Source organism: Arthrobacter sp. H-02-3, from assembly GCF_003097355.1.
Taxonomy (GTDB): Bacteria; Actinomycetota; Actinomycetes; order Actinomycetales; family Micrococcaceae; genus Arthrobacter; species Arthrobacter humicola.
Genome location: NZ_PYUI01000003.1, coordinates 179,747 through 196,583 on the forward strand (window position 1 = coordinate 179,747; position 16,837 = coordinate 196,583).

Annotated in this window: 10 protein-coding genes; 7 read left to right on the forward strand and 3 right to left on the reverse strand. The window is 67.9% G+C overall.

Annotated features, from left to right (window positions below; all coding sequences use genetic code 11):
• Positions 1–4: 4 nt before the first annotated feature.
• A complete protein-coding gene (locus C9424_RS04850; protein ID WP_116765774.1) occupies positions 5–5,383 on the reverse strand; it encodes a peroxidase family protein in 5,379 nt (1,792 codons plus the stop codon).
• Positions 5,384–6,038: 655 nt separating this feature from the next.
• Here C9424_RS04850 and C9424_RS04855 point away from each other — a divergent pair.
• Positions 6,039–8,387: an FdhF/YdeP family oxidoreductase gene (locus tag C9424_RS04855; RefSeq protein WP_116765775.1), complete on the forward strand. Its 2,349-nt coding sequence runs from the start codon at positions 6,039–6,041 to the stop codon at positions 8,385–8,387.
• 403 nt (positions 8,388–8,790) lie between these two features.
• Here the strand turns inward: C9424_RS04855 and C9424_RS04860 are convergent, their stop codons facing one another.
• Positions 8,791–9,108 carry a DUF6457 domain-containing protein gene (locus C9424_RS04860; protein ID WP_116765776.1) on the reverse strand — a complete coding sequence of 106 codons (318 nt, stop codon included), beginning with the start codon at positions 9,106–9,108 and terminating at the stop codon, positions 8,791–8,793.
• A 118-nt stretch (positions 9,109–9,226) separates the two neighbouring features.
• Positions 9,227–10,231: a LysR family transcriptional regulator gene (locus C9424_RS04865; RefSeq protein WP_116765777.1), complete on the reverse strand. Its 1,005-nt coding sequence runs from the start codon at positions 10,229–10,231 to the stop codon at positions 9,227–9,229.
• A 131-nt stretch (positions 10,232–10,362) separates the two neighbouring features.
• Here C9424_RS04865 and C9424_RS04870 point away from each other — a divergent pair, with 131 nt between their 5' ends.
• The 6 genes from C9424_RS04870 to C9424_RS04895 are packed head-to-tail and all read left to right on the forward strand — an operon-like array spanning position 10,363 to position 16,818.
• Positions 10,363–11,241: an FAD binding domain-containing protein gene (locus C9424_RS04870; RefSeq protein WP_116765778.1), complete on the forward strand. Its 879-nt coding sequence runs from the start codon at positions 10,363–10,365 to the stop codon at positions 11,239–11,241.
• Positions 11,242–11,246: 5 nt separating this feature from the next.
• Positions 11,247–11,819, forward strand: coding sequence for a (2Fe-2S)-binding protein (locus C9424_RS04875; protein ID WP_116765779.1), 573 nt, complete (start codon positions 11,247–11,249; stop codon positions 11,817–11,819).
• Positions 11,816–14,209 (forward strand): aerobic carbon-monoxide dehydrogenase large subunit, encoded by a 2,394-nt coding sequence (locus C9424_RS04880; RefSeq protein WP_116765780.1) that lies wholly within the window; start codon positions 11,816–11,818, stop codon positions 14,207–14,209. The genes C9424_RS04875 and C9424_RS04880 overlap by 4 nt, the downstream gene beginning before the upstream one ends.
• A complete protein-coding gene (locus C9424_RS04885) occupies positions 14,209–15,174 on the forward strand; it encodes an XdhC family protein (RefSeq protein ID WP_116765781.1) in 966 nt (321 codons plus the stop codon). The genes C9424_RS04880 and C9424_RS04885 overlap by 1 nt, the downstream gene beginning before the upstream one ends.
• The gene (locus tag C9424_RS04890; protein ID WP_237563294.1) at positions 15,158–15,898 is read left to right on the forward strand and encodes a nucleotidyltransferase family protein; all 741 of its coding nucleotides are present in this window, start codon (positions 15,158–15,160) and stop codon (positions 15,896–15,898) included. Before C9424_RS04885 ends, C9424_RS04890 begins: the two co-directional genes overlap by 17 nt.
• Positions 15,895–16,818, forward strand: a complete 924-nt coding sequence (locus C9424_RS04895; protein ID WP_202615770.1) for an AAA family ATPase — start codon at positions 15,895–15,897, stop codon at positions 16,816–16,818. The genes C9424_RS04890 and C9424_RS04895 overlap by 4 nt, the downstream gene beginning before the upstream one ends.
• Positions 16,819–16,837: the final 19 nt, after the last annotated feature.

A 16,837-nucleotide genomic window follows, 5' to 3' on the forward strand; every position in this document is an offset into this window, starting at 1 on the left:
GCTGTTAGAGTGCTGAGCCCGTAGTGAACGTCCAGATACGGGTGGTCAGCGGGTTACCCGCCAGGTCGCGGACGCCCGTGGTGCCGCCGGTGACGGTGACCCGGTACTGGGTGTTCGCAAGCAGGCTGGTTCCGGGGTTGATCGTCAGCACCCGGGTGGTGGTGTTGAACGAGATCGCCGAGGCGACCTGGGCTCCGGTGGAGACCCGTTCAATCCGGACCTTGCCGGCAACTGCGAAGCCGGTGATGGCCTCGCTGAACGTGGCGGTCACGTTGCTGTTGCGCAGCACCCCCGTGGCTCCCGCAACGGGAGTCGTGGCAGTGATGGTGGGGTTCGGGCCTGTGGTGAACGACCACGTGCTCGTCGCCATCGTGTTGCCCGCGAGGTCACGGATCCCCGAGAGGGTCGCCGTGTACACCCGGTCCGCCGTCAGCGTGACGCTTGGGTTGAGGGTCGCAACCCTGGTGAGCACGTTGTACGACACGACGGCGGGGATCAGCGTGGTGCCGAGCCGCAGCTGGAATGTGGTTCCGCTGACTCCCGTCACCGCTTCGCTGAACGTTGCCGTCATATTCGCCGTCTGGCTCACGGAGAAGGCACCGGATGCCGGTGTCCTGGCCGTGACCGTGGGAGCGATGAATTCAGTCCGTGGTGTCACCGCTGCGGTGCGGGCCGAGAACCCGCCCGTGCCCGCTGCGTTCACGGCTCCGACGTCGAACGTGTACGCCGTCCCGTTGGTCAGGCCCGTCACGACGACGGTTCCGACGTTTCCGGTGACCGCCTGCGTACGTGCCAGGACGGTTCCGGCGAAGGCCCGCACGGTGTAACCCGTGATGGCGGATCCGCCGTTGGATGCCGGTGCGGTCCAGGTCAGGGTCGCCGAGGCGTTCCCGGCCGTGGCCGTCCCGATGGTCGGCGCTCCCGGTACGGTCGCCGTCGTCGGGCTGACCGTGTTGGACAGTGCCGAGAACGGGCTGTCGCCGAGGGCGTTGCTGGCCAGAACCTGGAACCGGTACTGGGACCCGTTCGTCAGACCGGTCACCACCAGGCTGGTGGCGCCTGCCGGGGCGGTGCGCAGGGCGCCGACCTGGATGCCTGCCGGGTCCGTCGTCACGTCGAGCACCTTCACGGAGAAGGAGTCGGCAATGCCTACGGTCGGGGCCGTCCAGCGCGCCGTTGCCTGCCCGGCGCCGGCGGTTGCTGTGCCGATGACCGGAGCGTTGGGCAGAACGGTGTCCGAGAACTGCAGGAACTCGATGTTGCGGATGGTGTCCGTGCCGTCGACGCCGACGTTGTCGACCACCGTGGTGGTCGAGCCCGCCGAGCCCAGTATGCCGTTGCCGCCCGTCGTGGTGACGGTGTAGTTGGCCCGCGGGCCGGAGAAGATCGCGACGTCCCGGTTGCCCGCGGTTTCGAGGGCGGTGGGGGTCACGATCTCGCGGACAGCCACCAGGTTCCCCGGGTTGACGACGCCGGCCGCTACTGCGGCCGCCAGGGTCAGCGGGTTACCCGTCTGGTACTGGCGTTCCATGAGGTCGGTGGTGCCGATCTCGGCTCCTGCGTCGTCCCGCACGCTGATGCGGATCTTGAGGTACCGGTCGCCGTCAAGGACGTCGTTGCCGCCGCGGCCCTCGAGCTTGTCGCTGCCAAGACCTCCGACGATGATGTTGCCATCGCCCCAGACCGGACCGGCCAACGGGCAAACGCCCATGGGTGAGAGTGCGGCCACGGGTGCCAGCGGCGTCGTCGGAGCCGGGAGGATCGCTCCCAGGCCGGCGATCCGGTTGATGCCCGTCTGGTCGAGGACGTCGCAGCCGCTGAAGCCTGCACCACCTACGGTGCTGGGCACTGCATCGTCGCCCCGGATGACGTCATCAAACTTGGAACCGGAGTTGGCTTCCACTTCCTGCCAGCGGTCGCGGTTGACCACGACGGGGAGCGGGACGCCGATCAGGTTGTTGTTGATCTTCATGTCGTCGTCGGCAGCCACGGTGTCGTACTGGTGCGTGGCCCAGTCGAAGCCGGCGGCACCGGCGTAGCGGTCGATGGCGGCATTGCTGGACATGATGTCGTCCCCGCCCTCGGCGTCGTAGTCGTTTTCACCGACCTGGCCGACGAAGATGTCGTTGCCGGGCTTCGCCTGGGCCGGGTCGTCGAAGAACGGTGCGCCGTGATCTCCGATCAGCAGGTCCTGGCCGGAGCCGCCCTGGATCCAGTCGTCGCCGCCGTCGCCAAACGTCGCGTCCGCACCGTCGCCGGACTGAACGAAGTCGTTGCCGGGACCTGCGAAGGTCTCGTTGTCGTTTGCTCCGCCGTTGGTGAAGTCCTGGCCGTCTCCGCCCATGTTGATGTCGTCGCCGATACCGGAGTTGAGGTAATCGTTGCCCGGACCGCCCTTGAGGACGTCAGCGCCGGACAGATCGGTGATCCTGTCGTTGCCGTCGCCGCCAAGTGCGATGTCATCGCCGCCGTTGCCTTCAATGACGTCGTCGCCTGCGTTGCCGAGGAACGTGTCGTTGTCGTTGCCGCCGGTGACGCGGTCAGCGTTGGCCGTGCCGTTGTAGACGGACTGGCCGTTGATGCCGCTGGGATCGACCGTGTTCTTCTCCATGTACTGGATGGTGCCGTCGGGCTTGCGCAGGAGAAGCAGGTTCTCCTTGCACTCGGTGGTTGCGTCGTCCGCGACCGTCGGTCCCGAGGTTGCGTAGCCCGCTGCGGTACCGGCCAGGTTGCCCAGCTGGAACTTGCAGTCGGCGGTGCCGAACGCATCGGCCTTGAGCGAGTGCGCGTTGGTGTTGCGCATGATCATCTCCGCGAAGGAGTTGCTCTCCAACTGCGCCCGGAGGTTCATGCCCGGAGTACGCGCCAGGTAGTACAGGCGGTCGCCGTTCTGAAGGTCCGTCAGCTGGTTCTCGAACACGTAGTTGAACGTGCTTCCCAGGAGGCCGCCGAAGAGGTTGGTCTTCTCCGCCAGGCCGCCGACCCAGAGGTCGACCTTGTTCAGGCCGGTCTCCTGCGTCGCCCACGGTCCGGCACTGTTCATGAAGTCCGTCATGTCAGCTGTTGGAGGAGTGGCCAGGGTGCCCGGATCAACGATCGCCTTGGCCGCTGCCCGCTTGCCTGCCAGCGTGGTTTCGCTGGTGATGGTCGGATAGGTGCCGTAGGCGGCAACAAAGTTGATCAGCGATTCCGGGTGCTTGAGGTTCTGGCCGAAATCCGCCCAGCTCGTGTATGGGGCCAGCTGGCCGTCGCCCGTGGCGTCATGGATCTGGCGCCGCAGTTCATTGAGCGGCGGTACGCCTTCGGAGCGTGCGCGGGTCATGTTGATCGTCGCCAGGTCCAGGGGAAGGCCCAGCAGATTGTTGCGCAGGGTGCCGGTCACGAACTCGTCAAGTTCGTTGCCGACCTGGTCGCTCATGCCCATGACGATGCTGCCGGCGGCCTCTTCCGAGGTCAGGGATCCCGCCGATCCGCCGTTGGTGTACTCGGGCGGGTTCAGGAAGCCATGGAGCAGCGAGATGGAGTTATCGGTGCCGTCCGCATTGGTGCGGGAAATCGTCTCGGTCAGCATGGAGTGGCCAAAGCGGTAGACCGCATGGGCGAACTCCGCCTTGATGGCCGAGTTGATGTCCGTGTGGTAGACGTGGAACGGCTGGACCGCAGGCTGGACCTTGCGGGCGAACTCCTCGAAGACGAGGTGCTGGTATTCCATTTCCGTGACGAACCTGGCCGCCTGGAACAGGCGCTCGCCGTTCCATCCGTTGGCGCCGGCGGCCAGCTTCCACTCGGCCAGCGCGGCAACGCCGGTGGCTGAGGTGTCGTTGGTGAGGGTGTTCTCGATGTCCGCCACGAGGCGGTCATGCTCGGAGTGGAATATCTGGTGGATGGTGGTAAGTCCGATGTTCTCGTTGACGCGGCCGTCACCGGCACAGAAGTGCGCGTTGAGCATTTCGTCGTCGTAGGTCCCTGCGGGCTGGTTCGCAAAGTCTGCCGAGGCCGTGGTGTCGGCGTCCGGGGCGGGCGCGACGGGCGGCGTGGCAGGGTTGTGGTCCGTGTCCTGCGGCGACGGATCGGCGTTGTGCGCGATGTCGGTCAGGAACGGGGTGTCGAAGTACCGAACGTTCGCCGGCACCGGAACGGGATTCGCCGTGTTGCCCTCGACCAGTCCGGTCAGGGTGACGTACTGCGGAAGGCCGCGTGCGGGTCCTGGGATGAACTTTCCGTACGGGTCCGCGGCAATCATCGGGATGTTGGTGACGTCCTTGTCCTGGAGTTTGAGGCCCAGGAAGATCGCCGCCTGGGCCTTCACGTCCGCCCACGTCGCCATGCCGCCGGCGGTGGGGCCGGCGGGACCGCCGAGCAGCTTGCCGGTGGCGACCGGCTTGCCATCGGCATTGTTGATGTATTCCCGCAGGAACACCTGGTGGGAGGGATGGGACGTGTACGTCTGCGACTGGTCCACGTAGGGCGAGTCGGTGTTGGCCGCTTCCTGCACGTCATCAGCGGTACCCAGGACACCGTCCGGGCCCGGCTGGTTTTGTGCCCGGGTGAGGACCATGAACGCGTTGGGGCCGTTGGCGGCCACCTCATCGCCCGTGCCCGGCTTGCCGTCGGGGCCGACCGTGATCAGCGGGTCGTCTGCCTTGAGCGGAACAAACACCGTTCCGCCGCCCTTGACCGTCTGGTCGACGCCGTGGTCGAAGAACTGCCCGAACAGGGTGAACAGGGAGTTGTACGGCGGGGAGAGTCCGACGTCGGTGGTGACGTTGGGGATGAACAGCGTGTCCCCGGTCGGGACGCAGCCGGCCGGCACACCCGCGACCGGCGGAGCCGCCAAGGGGTCAGGATCGGTGGTGCAGGGGAACAGCCCCGGGTTGCCCTGGGTCCGGACGGGGAAACCGGCAGCGGCCACCGCTGCGGGATTGGTGGAGGTCTGGTCCACAATCAGGTTGCTGACTTGGCGGGGCTGGGAGTCGAACACATTGCCCGACTTTTGCTGGTATGACGACGGACCGGCGGGGCCGAAGCCGGCCGGAACGGAGTCCGCAGCGTTGAACGACGGCGTCGCTAAACGCGGAAATACCTGGTCGGCGGCCCCGTAGGTTTCGCGGCCGGCGAGCAGGTTGTTGCAGGAGCCGTCAACCGTGCGGAGGCCGTATGAGGTGAGGGCGTCGGGAATCTGATTGGGGCCTCGACCGACAAGCGCGCCGCAAGGGCCGGTGGCCGACGTCGTGTTTGCGACGTGCGCCTCGGCGATCTTGATCTGCTTGAGGATGTAAGCGAGGTCGGAGGGGGTGACGGTGAAACCTGCGCCGACGGGTGCCGGGGCGGCGTTGGCGCCAAGCGCCGTGGTGGTGAGTCCGATGAAACTGAGCAGGGTCATCGCTGTCCCTGCGGCTACTGCGCGGGTTGGCCGACTGAAGACACGTCTTTGGCCGTCGACCTTCCTGCATGCGAACAAATTCATTGCACACCTGCCTCTTGGAGTGAGTGATGGTGCAAGAGTGGTGGGTATTTCCTTGGAGAAAACTGGGAGCTGCCCGTGAGGTGCGATGCGGACCGCGGTCCGGGGGTGGCCAGCGTCCCGGGCCACCCGGATCGGTGCCCAGCAGTACGCGGACTGGCGCTTTGGGCTACTTGCTCCGGCTCCGACGGCGGCAGCGCGGCCTACGCACGAGGTACTGCGTGGCAAGGCTGTCAACGGATAACGAGCGGGTAACGGATACCCCTGCAGGACCCGACTTTTGGCCGCCTCCTACTTACAGCCGGCATACGGCGGGCACGCAGGTTGCGCCCAGACAGTGCTGATAGTGAGCCACGGACTGCGGTGGCTGACGTGGCCCCCTCCTGCCGGGCACGTGCCGCGACCACCCGGAGGGAACTGCGCCAGTACGTGGTCAGGGCGGCGCGTCCACCCGTGAGGGCACGCCGGATTGCTTGCGGCACTCCGGGCAAGCTGATAGGCCTGACGGTAGGGTGCATAGTGGCACATCGGCTCGTCGTCCCATCCGGGCGGCGGTTGCAGAAGGGAAGTTCACGTGACTCGCAAGACTCCTCAGGTGGAGGAACCGTCCGAGAAAGAGCTCGTTGTCGAGAACGGGCCGAAAAGCTGGGCCGCCGGCGTCCCGGGCGTGTACCACTCCATGAAGCCGGCCATCGAGCAGATGGGGCTCAACCGGACGCGGAAGACCGTTATGGCCATGAACCAGAAGGACGGCTTCGACTGCCCGAGCTGTGCGTGGCCGGACCCGCACCACCGCAAGGCGTTCGAGTTCTGTGAGAACGGGGCCAAGGCCGTCACGTGGGAGGCGACCCCGATCACGATTCCCTCCAGTTTCTGGGCGGAGCACCCGGTCAGCGAGCTGCGCAGCCGGTCCGAGTACTGGCTCGGCATGCAGGGCCGGCTCACGGAGCCGGTCTACAAGCCCGCCGGGGAGGACCATTACAAGCCGGTCAGCTGGGACGAAGCGCTCCGGATTGTCGCCGACAAGCTCAAGGGGCTGGACTCCCCCGACCGCGCGGCGTTCTACACGAGCGGCCGCACGTCGAACGAAGCGGCCTTCCTGTACCAGCTGCTGGTCCGCGGCTACGGCACCAACAACCTGCCGGACTGCTCCAATATGTGCCACGAATCCTCGGGCTGGGCCATGGGCCAGACCATCGGCATCGGTAAGGCGACCGTCAGCTTCGACGACTACGCCAACGCGGACCTGATCATCATCATGGGCCAGAACCCGGGGACCAACCACCCGCGGATGATGACTGAGCTTGAGAACTGCAAGCACAACGGCGGCGAGATCGTGGCCGTCAATCCCCTGCCCGAGGCCGGGCTGCGGCGGTACAAGAACCCGCAGCAGGTCAACGGGGTAATCGGCCACGGCGTCCAGATCGCGGACCAGTTCCTGCAGATCCGGATCGGCGGGGACATGGCGCTGCTGCAGGCCGTGTCCAAGCGCGTGCTCGACGCCGAGGCCAGGAAGCCCGGGACTGTCCTGGACCACGCCTTCCTGGCCGAACACTGCGAGGGACTCGAGGAGCTCAAGGAGCACCTGGCCCGGCTGGATGAGAGCGCTGTGCTGGAGGCCACCGGCCTGCGGAGCGAGGACATCGATGAGCTGGCGGCCCGCTACCTCAAAGCCGAGAAAGTCATCATCACCTGGGCCATGGGCATCACGCAGCAGAAAAAGGGCGTGGCCACCATCAAGGAGATCATCAACCTCCTGCTGCTCCGCGGCAATATCGGCAAGCCCGGCGCCGGTGCGTCCCCCATCCGCGGACACAGCAATGTCCAGGGCGACCGCACCATGGGGATCTGGGAGCAGATGCCGCAGTCCTTCATGGAAGCCCTCGGCAAGGAGTTCGACTTCGAGCCGCCGCGCGAACACGGCACGGACGCCGTCGAGACCATCAACCAGATGCGCGACGGCGAGATCAAGGTCTTCGTCGCCTTGGGCGGCAACCTGGTGGCGGCGATCTCGGACACGAATGCGGCCGAAGCTGCGATGGAAAACACGGAGATGACGGTCCAGATCTCGACGAAGCTGAACCGGTCCCACGCAGTGACCGGCCGCGAGGCGCTGATCCTCCCCACGATGGGCCGGACCGAGATTGACATCCAGGAATCCGGGCCCCAGTTCGTGTCCGTGGAGGACACCGTCTGCGCCGTCCACCCGTCCTGGGGCAGCGTCGAGCCGGTGTCCCATCAGCTGCTATCCGAGCCGGCCATCCTGAGCCGGCTGGGCAAGCTCCTCGTCGGCACCAAGATCAAGGCCGACTGGGACGGCTTTGAAAAGAACTACGACCTCATCCGCGATCACATTTCTCGGGTAGTGGGCGGCTGCGAGGACTACAACCAGCGGATCCGACAGGATGGCGGGTTTGTTCTCGCCAACGGCCCCCGCGACTCGCGCACGTTCCCCACGCCGACCGGCAAAGCCGTGCTGACCGTCAACGACCTTGAGCATGTCCAGCGGCCGGCAGGCACCCTGATCCTGCAGAGCATGCGCTCCCACGACCAGTTCAACACCACCATCTACTCGCACAACGACCGCTACCGGGGCATCAAGAAGGGCCGCCATGTGGTGTTCGTGAACCCGGACGACCTCGCCGAGCTCGGCCTGGCGGACGGACAGTACGTGGACATCCGCGGCGTGTACGAGGACGGCGAAGAACGCGTGGTCCGCAAGTTCCGCGTCGTGTCCTACCCGACGGCCCGCGGCTGCGCGGCCGCGTACTACCCCGAGGCCAACGTGCTCGTGCCGCTGAACCACACGGCCGAGGGCAGCAACACGCCGATTTCGAAGGCGGTCATCGTCCGGCTCGAACCAAGCCTGGACCAGACACCGGACAGCGCGCCACCCGTCTCCGCCGGGGCAGCCCGGCCGTAGGCGCACGCTTCCGTAGGCCGGGGCTCAGGGCCCGGGACATGTCCAGCCCCGGCCCCGGCCACTGGACATAACACCACCATGCCCATCCCTGCGCCCCAGCCATGAGCATGTCCTCCGGGGCAATGAGCATGTCCCGCGCAGCACCACGCCGCCGCCGCGGGACATGCCCAGCCGCGGCCCCGGCCACTGGACATAACACCACCATGCCCACCCCTACGCCCCAGCAATGAGCATGTCCTCCGCAGCAATGAGCATGTCCCACTGACCGGCCCCGAACACAGCACAGGCCGCGTCCCCTTGAGGGAACGCGGCCTGTCCGCTGACGCCTGAACCTGTAGCCGGCGAGCTGCCTACTTCCTGCGGCCTGCCCGCTGCCAGCGCCGGCGCGAGCGCCGGACCGCTGCTACTGTGCCCGCTTGACCCAGCCTTCCTCGTCCGGACCGCCGGATTCGCCGTGCTCGCAGAGCTCAATGACTTTGTTCGACGCCGCGTGCACAGCTTCCTGCGTGCCCTTCCGGCCCTTGGTGGACGCGGTGCCGGCCGCATAGCCCACCATGAATGCGCTGATGGCATCCGCGTGCGGCCCGACGGCTTTGACGGATTCTTCCGCGACCTCGACGATCTTTTCGTGGTCGACTTCAAGGTCGAGGATCTGCAGGGCCTGGATGAGCCGGCTGCTCCAATGCCGCAGCGAGCTGTCTTCGTCTCGGGACAACGTCATTGCTACTCCTTCTCGCGGGTGAACGGATCGTCTGACCCTCAAGGGTTAGCACCCGCCCCGGCGTTGCGCAACGCGACACAGCGACCGGCACCACAGCCCGGCGCCCCCGCCAGCTGCCTCAACTCCACAACGCGACGTGGAACTTGGGACCCCGGCGCTCCAGCCCGCGCGAGCCACCGGGAGCCACCATGGCCGCCGTGGCATCGGCAGTGCCGGCAAACCGCTGCAGGGTCCGTGCCATGGTGGTGGCCCGGCCCCGGTCCAGGGTGCTGGCCCACCAGAGGCCGGAGATCGGCGTTCCGGCGACCGGCACACGGACCAGGGAGCCGCTGCGGATTTCGGCCCGGACAATGTGGCCGAGCGCCAGCATCGTTCCTTCACCCGCCCGTACGGCGGCAAGGGCCTCCGTTTCGCTGCTGAGGCAGACGATCTCCGGCACCACTCCCTGGGCAGCCAGCCAGCGGCCTTCTTCGCTCGTCTCTTGGATGCCGGCGGGGCCGGCAAACCACGGCCGGCCCAGGAGTTCACTCAGCCGTACGGGTCCGTGCAGCGACGCGAGGGGATGCCCTGCGGCCACCACGAAGACCCGCTGGTACCGCAGGAACGGCACTGAATCGAGCCCGACGTCGGCAGGGTCCTTGGCGTCGGCGCTGTTGTGGGCAGCGCCGTTGCGGACAGGGGGCCTGATTCCCAGGGCGATGTCGTAGACGCGTTCCAGCATCAGCGATGCCACATCTTCCGCCTGCTCCACGACCACATCGACGGAGGCTCCCGGAACCCGCCGGGTGAACAGGTCCAGGAGGCGGCCGGCAGCGTGCTCCGCGAACGGCGCCGTCGCCACGATCTTCAAGCGTCCGGTCTCGGTCTGGGCATGCGCAACTTCCCACCGGGCCTTGTCAGCCAGGCCGACGATGTCCTGGGCGTATTCGGCGAGCGCCCGGCCGCCGGGAGTCAGCGTAATGCCGCCGTGGGCGCGAACGAACAGAGGGTCGTCAAGATCCTGCCTGAGTGCGGCGAGCGCTGCCGACACGGCCGGTTCGCTGACTCCGAGGTGGGCTGCGGCTGCATGCAGAGAGCCCAGCTTGGCCACGAGGGCGAACGTGCGCAACTGTCCCAATGTCATCGCCACGGCTTCATAACCTTTCGCTTATGACGATATTGACACCCCCCTTGGGCCGGGGCAAGACTGACCTTAATCCGGCGCAAGGCAATCACTGCCCCACGCCGCCGGCGGTTCGGAGTGAGGTAGGGACTATGCAGATTCCGGCTCCATTTGACTACGTGCGCGCCACCACCGTGGACAACGCCCTGGAACTTCTCGCCCGCTACGGTCCCGAATCCCGGGTAGTGGCTGGCGGCCATAGCCTCCTGCCGATGATGAAGCTTCGCCTTTCCCGGCCCGAATGGCTGATCGACATCAATGACCTCTACGAGCTGGACTTCATCCTCCGTGACGGCAACACCCTAAGGGTCGGCGCCATGACCCGCCACACCACCTTGCTGGAATCGTACGAGGTCGCGGCACTGTTCCCCATTGTCCGGGACGCTGAATTGGTCATTGCCGACCCCGTGGTGCGCAACCGTGGCACCATCGGCGGTTCGCTCTGCCAGGCCGACCCTGCCGAGGACCTCTCCACTGTGTGTGACGTCCTGGGCGCCGAGGCCGTGATCCGCGGGCCAGGTGGCGAGCGCGTCCTGCCCATGCCGGACTTCCACCGCGGAGCGTACCAAACAGCGGTCGGGCAGGATGAGCTGCTCTGCGAACTCAGGTTCCCCATACGCCCCCGCTCGGGCAGCGCCTACGAGAAGGTCGAGCGCCGGGTGGGTGACTGGGCCGTCGGTGCCGCCGGAGCGGCCGTCGTCCTCGCCGCTGACGGGACCGTCGAGGACGCGGCCGTCGGACTCACTGCGCTGGGCCTTGACCATACGGTCGACGAGGCCGCGGCCGTGCTCCGCGGCAAGCGTCCCACCGAGGACTTGTTCGCCGAGGCCGGCCGGCTTGCTGCCGCAGCGTGCGATCCCGTAGCGGACCAACGCGGCCCGGTCGATTACAAACGGCATCTCGCCGATGAGCTCACCCGGCGGGTACTGCGGCTGGCCTGTGCCCGCGCCGCCCAGATGCAGGAAGGCTGAAGCCGATGCAGATCAGCATGACCGTTAACGGCAGCGACGTCACGAGCGAGATTGAGCCCCGCGTGTTGCTGGTCCACTACATCCGCGAGGTCCTGGGCCTCACAGGTACACATTGGGGCTGCGACACCAGCAACTGCGGGACCTGCGTGGTCCTGATGGACGGGCAGCCCGTGAAGTCCTGCACCGTCCTGGCCGCCATGGCCGCGGGCCACGACATCCGCACCGTCGAGGGGCTGGCCGCCGGCGGCACCCTGGACCCCGTGCAGCAAGGCTTCATGGAGGAGCACGGGCTGCAGTGCGGCTTCTGCACCCCGGGGATGATGCTGACGGCCCGGGCACTCCTTGATAAGAATCCGCACCCGGACGACACTGAGATCCGGCAGGCCATTTCCGGGCAGATTTGCCGGTGTACGGGCTACGCGACGATCGTGCGCTCGGTCCAATGGGCCGCCGCCCATCCGGCCGGCACAGGCCCGGAGGACGCACCGACGGCCGAGGAAGTCCTGGACGGCACGGACACCGCCGTCCCGGATGTCGCGGCAGAGACAGCAAACACAGCCACAGAGGTGAAGGCATGACCGTCATCCATGACCGGCCGTCAAACCCGGCCGCCGGCGACGAAGACCGTCCGATCGGCTACGGGCGCATCCAACGCAAAGAAGACCCGCGCTTTGTGCGCGGCAAAGGCCACTACGTTGACGACATCGTGCTGCCGGGAATGCTGCACGGCGCCATCCTGCGGGCCCCGGTGGCGCACGCCCGGCTCGTGTCCATCGACACCACCAATGCCTTGGCGCATCCGAAGGTGGTGGCCGTCATCACGGGCAAGGACCTCCTGGGCCTGAACCTCGCGTGGGCGCCGACGCTCTCCGCGGATGTCCAGGCTGTCCTGGTCACCGACAAAGTCCGGTTCCAGGGGCAGGAGGTCGCGTTCGTCGTAGCCGAGGACCGGTACGCCGCCCGGGACGCGCTCGAACTGATCGAGGTCGAGTACGACGTCCTTCCCCCGCTGGTGGACGCCCGCAAGGCGCTGGACCCGGACGCGCCGGTGATCCGCGACGAAATCGAGGGCCGGACGGACAACCGGATCTTCGACTGGGAGATGGGCGACAAAGCCGAAACCGACGCGGTGTTCGCCAGCGCCGACGTCGTGGTGAGCCAGGAGATGGTGTACCCGCGGGTCCACCCCGCACCGATGGAGACATGCGGCGCCGTCGCCGATTTCGATGCCGTCAGCGGCAAGCTGACGCTCTACGAGACCACCCAGGCCCCGCACGCGCACCGCACCCTGTTCGCGATCGTCGCCGGCATCCCCGAACACAAGATCCGGATCGTCTCCCCCGATATCGGCGGCGGCTTCGGCAACAAGGTCGGGATCTATCCCGGCTACATCCTCGCCGTCGTCGGCTCCATCGTCACCGGCCACCCGGTCAAATGGGTGGAGGACCGCTCCGAGAACCTGATGTCGACCTCGTTCGCGCGGGACTACATTATGCAGGGCGAGATCGCCGCGACCAAGGACGGCAAGATCCTTGGCCTGCGCACCCACGTGCTGGCCGACCACGGCGCCTTCAACGCCACCGCCCAGCCCACCAAGACCCCGGCCGGGTTCTTCTCCATCTTCACCGGCAGCTACGACCTCAAGGCCGCCCACTGCTCCGTCACCGGCGTCTACACCAATAAGGCGCCCGGCGGAGTCGCATACGCCTGTTCGTTCCGCGTCACCGAGGCCGTGTACCTCGTGGAGCGGATGGTGGACATCCTGGCCCGCAAGCTGGAGATGGATCCGGCGGAGCTGCGGCTGAAGAACTTCATCAAGCCGGAGCAGTTCCCCTACGCCAACAAGACCGGCTGGGTGTACGACTCAGGCAACTACGAGGCCGCCATGCGGCTCTCGATGCAGCTCGCCGGGTACGAGGACCTCCGGCGCGAGCAGGCCGCAAAGCGCGAGCGCGGGGAACTCATGGGCATCGGCGTCTCCTTCTTCACCGAGGTCGTGGGAGCCGGCCCCCGAAAGCACTTCGACATCGTGGGCCTCGGCATGGCCGACGGCGCCGAACTCCGCGTCCACCCCACCGGCAAGGCCGTGGTCAGGCTCTCGGTGCAAAGCCAGGGCCAGGGCCACGAGACCACCTTCGCCCAGATCGTGGCCGAGGAACTCGGGATCCCGCCGGAGGACATCGACGTCGTGCACGGGGACACCGACCAGACCCCGTTCGGCCTCGGCACCTACGGCAGCCGTTCGACGCCGGTCAGCGGCGGCGCCGTCGCCCTGGTAGCCCGAAAGGTGCGCGAGAAGGCCAAGCTGATCGCCGGGGCCATGCTGGAGACCCGCCCCGAGGACCTCGAATGGGAGAAGGGCCGCTGGTTCGTCAAGGGCGACCCCAGCGTCGGCAAGACCATCGCCGAGATCGCCATGGGCGCCCACGGCACCGTGGCCCTCCCCGAAGGCGTGGACGGCAACCTCGACGCCGAAGTCACCTACGACCCGCCCAACCTCACCTTCCCGTTCGGGGCCTACATCTGCGTCGTCGACGTCGACTCCGGCACCGGGCACGTCAAGGTGCGGCGCTTCATCGCGGTTGATGACTGCGGCACCCGCATCAACCCGATGATCATCGAAGGCCAGGTCCACGGCGGACTGACCGACGGCGTGGGCATGGCCCTCATGGAGATCATCGAGTTCGACGCCGACGGCAACTGCCTGGGCGGGTCGTTCATGGACTACCTGATCCCCACGGCGATGGAAGTACCGGACTGGGAGACCGGTTTCACCGTCACCCCCTCACCTCATCACCCGATCGGTGCGAAGGGCATCGGCGAGTCTGCCACCGTCGGCTCGCCGCCGGCGATCGTCAACGCCGTCGTGGACGCGCTCGCGCCCTACGGCGTCACGCACATGGACATGCCCTGCACGCCCGCCCGCGTCTGGGCTGCCATGCAGGGCCGGGCAAGGCCGCCGATCTGATGCCCGCCACCGCAGAGTCCCTGGCCGCCAGGGCGGAAGAACTCGCCGGCCGACGCGAGCCGTTCGTCCACGCCCTGGTGGTCCGCGCCCAGCACCCCACAAGTGCCCATGCCGGGGACACGGCCCTCGTACTGCCCACGGGCGAAATCCTGGGTTTCGTGGGCGGGAACTGCGTCGAGGCGTCGGTGCGCGAGTACAGCCTGCAGGTTCTGGCCTCCCAGGAACCGCTCCTGTTGCGGGTGCTGCCCGGCGAGCCGTCGCGCACGGCGGAGGAGGGCGCCGTCGAGGTCTCCAATCCGTGCCTCAGCGGCGGCGCGATCGAGATCTTCCTCCAGCCGCGGATTCCGGCGCCCCGGGTCCTGGTGGTGGGCACGGCTCCGGTGGCGCAGGCCCTCGCGACGCTCGGCTCCGGCGTCGGCCTCGACGTCGAACTCACGGACGGCGAATCCGCGGAACCCCGCGGGGATGACGCGGCATTGATTGTCGCCTCGCACGGAAAGGCGGAGGAGGGTGCCCTGGAGACCGCCCTGCGCGCCGGAGTCCCCTATGTAGCCCTGGTGGCCAGCGGGACCCGCGGCGCCGCGGTGCTGGAATCCCTCGACGTCGACGACGCCCTGCGTGCCCGGGTGTTCACACCCGCCGGGCTGCAGCTCGGCGCCCGGACGCCCGGGGAGATCGCGCTGTCCATTCTTGCCCAGCTTGTCGGGGAGCGGTCCAAGGCCCGGCACGCCGCGGTGTCCCTGGCTGACGCCGCGGCGCAGCCCGGGGTCCCGGCGGCGCCCACCGAGCCGGCGCCCACCGAGCCGGGGCCTGCGAGCGCCGTTGATCCGGTCTGCGGCATGTCCGTCCCGGCCGTCGAAACGTCCCTGCACCTGGACTACAACGGGGTCACCGTGTACTTCTGCTCCCCCGGCTGCCGGGCGGCCTTCCGCAAAGATCCGGAGCGCTATGCCCTCGCAACCTGACATGCCCCCGCACCCTGAGCCGCTGAGGGCGGCGGCAAGCCTCGAGCCCAGGACCGCCGCCATCATCCTGGCCGCGGGAGCCTCCCGGCGCCTCGGCCGGCCCAAGCAGCTCCTTCCCTATGGCACGGGCGTCCTGCTCGATGCGGTCCTGGCGACCGCCCGGGCCTGCACTTTCAGCCAGACGGTCCTGGCCCTGGGCGGCGCGGCGGAAGAGGTGCAGCGCACCGTGGACACGAGCGGCTGCGAGGTGGTGCTCAACCCGGACTTCGGCGAAGGGTGCGCGTCCTCGATCGCCACCGCCCTCGCCGCGGTGGACCCGGAGACCGATGCCGTGGTCCTGCTGCTCGGTGACCAGCCCGGCGTCCGGGCCGCCAGTGTCGGGGCCGTACTCGGCGCCCTCCGGCAGGCGGGTTCCGGCGCTGCTCCGGTTGCCGCCACCGGCGGCCCTGCCGGCCCCGCCGCCTCGGCCATCCCTGCCCGCTCTCCCGTCCCGGCCGGGATCGCGGTCTGCCGCTATGACGACGGCGTGGGCCACCCGATGGCATTTGCCCGTCGCCTGATTCCGGCCCTGGCCGCACTCCACGGGGACAAAGCGGTCTGGAAGCTCCTCGAACAGCGGGCGGACGACGTCGTCGAGGTCCGCACGCCCGGCCCTGTCCCTTTGGATGTGGACACCGAGGAAGACTACAGGCGGCTCCTTGGCCGGCTGCGGGAGGCTGTATGACGGCGGCGGCGCGGGCCGGCGCGGAGGAAGACGTGCAACGCCGGGTCCCGGATGTCCCGTCACTGATGGCAGCCCTGGACCGCAACAACTACCTGGCCGACGTCGGGCTGGCGACCGCCCTGTTCCTGGCTGTCCGCCTGCCGCAGCCCATCCTGCTGGAAGGCGAGGCCGGAGTCGGGAAGACGGAGGCGGCAAAAGCGCTCGCCGAGCTCCTCGACACCCCGCTGTACCGGCTGCAATGCTACGAGGGAATCGACGCCGGTGAGGCCCTCTATGAGTGGAACCACCAGCGCCAGCTGCTTGGCATCCGGCTGGCCGAGGTCCGGGACGCCTCCGTCACCGAAACAGACCTCTTCGCCCCGGAGTACCTGCTGCGGCGCCCGCTCCTGCAGGCGATCGAACACCCCGGTCCGCGCCCGGCCGTACTGTTGCTGGACGAAATCGACCGCGCCGACGCCGAGTTCGAAGCCTTCACGTTCGAACTGCTCGCCGAGGCCGCCGTCACCATCCCGGAGCTGGGCACCATTCGGGCCACCCATCCGCCGATCGTGATCCTCACGTCCAACCGGACGCGGGACCTTCACGACGCTCTGACCCGGCGCTGCCTTTACCACTGGATCGACTACCCCGGACCGGAGCGGATCGCGGAGATCGTCCGCCGCAGGGTGCCGGCGAGCAGCGGCCCCCTGGCCCTCCAGGCAGCCGCCGTCATTACCCGGCTGCGCACCCTGGACCTGGCCAAGCCGCCCGGCATTTCCGAGGCGATTGACTGGGTCTCGGCCCTGGCAGTGCTCGGCATTGATCGCATCGACGCCACGACGGCGGAACAGACCCTCGGCTCCATCGTCAAGAACCGTGATGACCTCGAACTGGTCGGTGCCCGGGGGGCCGACTGGCTCGTGGCCGGCACGGGCGGGTGAGCGCCTTGACGGCCGGGAC